This is a genomic window from Pseudomonas sp. DF5, assembly GCF_058148225.1.
The window spans coordinates 1-1,195 of the sequence record NZ_JBYVYM010000065.1; the positions used below are offsets into that span (position 1 = coordinate 1).

Here is a 1,195-nt window from a genome sequence, read left to right on the forward strand (position 1 = left end):
GCAAGCCCGCTTGTATGCTAGGGCTTGAAGGGAGGAGGAGGGACAAAGCCCGATTCTGACTGTTGGCGCAGTACAGATCCGTGGGAGATTTCGCCCCTCCTCCTTTCACCCAAGCGCCGATAAAGAATGCATCTGGTTAGGACCGACGATAGGAACAAGCCTGCGCCTCTGGGTGAGCCCTTCAAGTACTCAAAACCTTATCCCGGAGGAATTTCAATGGCAATGGCGGTTTCTGTCGTAAAGCCCATCGTAGGTGTGGATGTCGCCAAAAATGAACTGGTGATCTATCAGGCTGAACTGGATCTTCTTGAGACAATTACCAATGACAAGGCAGCCATCAAAAAATGGCTGAAAGCCTTACCGTCACCGGTTGATCTGGCCATCGAATCGACCAATATCTATCACTTGGAGTTCGCCGATCTGGCCCATGAGGCTGGCTGCACCATCTACATGGTCGGCGGTTACGAGCTGAGTCATTACCGCAAAGGTGTGAAGATTCGGGCCAAAACCGATGCGCTGGACGCCAAACTGCTCGCTCGTTATCTGAAAAATGAATACGAAGAACTCCATCCCTGGATCCCGCCATCCCCACTCTATCGTCGTCTACTGAGTCTTTTTCGCCGCCGCGCGGCGCTGGTTCAGGCGCGAGTCGGTCTGGTGCAGAGCTGGGCGAATGAACCCCTGCTTAAACTCGCATTTGCCGAGCAACTGACATCCATGCGCAGGCTTGAAACACTGGTCGAGAAGATGATCAATGATCATCTGAGCGAGGCCGGCTTACTCACCCAGTTGAAGCGCTGCATGAAAGTGGAAGGCGTTGGTTTTTTGACAGGCGCACGGTTGATTGCGGCGTTTCAGCGAGGCGACTTCAGAAATGCGGATGCGTTTATCGCATTTCTGGGGATGGACTTGCGGGTATCGAAGTCAGGGCAAAAGGATGGTCGTCGAAGCCTGACCAAGCGAGGAGATCCGGAAGCTCGCCGACTTCTGCACAACGCAGCCATGTCAGCCAGCCGCACCCCAGCCTGGAAAGGGTTTTACGAGGAGCAAAGAGCTCGAGGTTTCAGTACAACACAGGCTTTGGTGATCTTGGCCCGCAAGCTCGCACGAGTCGTATTTGCACTGCTGAAAGGGCAAAGTGAATACCAACCGAAAGCAGGTTGAGGGCTTCCCCTCAACCATAGAATCTCCCACA

General features: G+C 53.7%; 1 protein-coding gene. It reads left to right on the top strand.

All coding sequences use genetic code 11. The features are described 5' to 3' along the window. Positions 1-216: 216 nt before the first annotated feature. Positions 217-1,164, top strand: a complete 948-nt coding sequence (locus AC30D7_RS28710; RefSeq protein ID WP_490136325.1) for an IS110 family transposase — start codon at positions 217-219, stop codon at positions 1,162-1,164. Positions 1,165-1,195 lie beyond the last annotated feature (31 nt).